The organism is Salinivibrio costicola subsp. alcaliphilus (assembly GCF_001996185.1).
GTDB classification, from domain to species: Bacteria; Pseudomonadota; Gammaproteobacteria; order Enterobacterales; family Vibrionaceae; genus Salinivibrio; species Salinivibrio costicola.
Genome location: NZ_MUFR01000237.1, coordinates 1 through 211 on the forward strand (window position 1 = coordinate 1; position 211 = coordinate 211).

The 211-nt window shown below is 59.7% G+C and carries 1 protein-coding gene; it reads right to left on the reverse strand.

Translation table 11 applies throughout. From position 1 onward, the window contains the following. A partial coding sequence (locus tag BZJ21_RS16025) for an IS66 family transposase (RefSeq protein ID WP_158075565.1) occupies positions 1-211 on the reverse strand: 211 nt, incomplete at both ends.

Sequence of the window (211 nt, forward strand, 5' to 3'; positions counted from 1 at the left end):
GGCACGACAGGTCAGCATGATACTGAACCAGACGGCGCTGGCATTCGCCCCGCTTTGGGTGTCCGCGAACAACCAAGCCTTCCGCCCGGTCGCCACCGGGCGGATTTCCCGCTCGACCTGATTGTTGTCTATCGGGTAGCCGCCGTCTTCGACATACTTCTCCAGGTAACGCCATTGTTTCAGCGTATAGCTGACCGCTTTTCCCATCGGG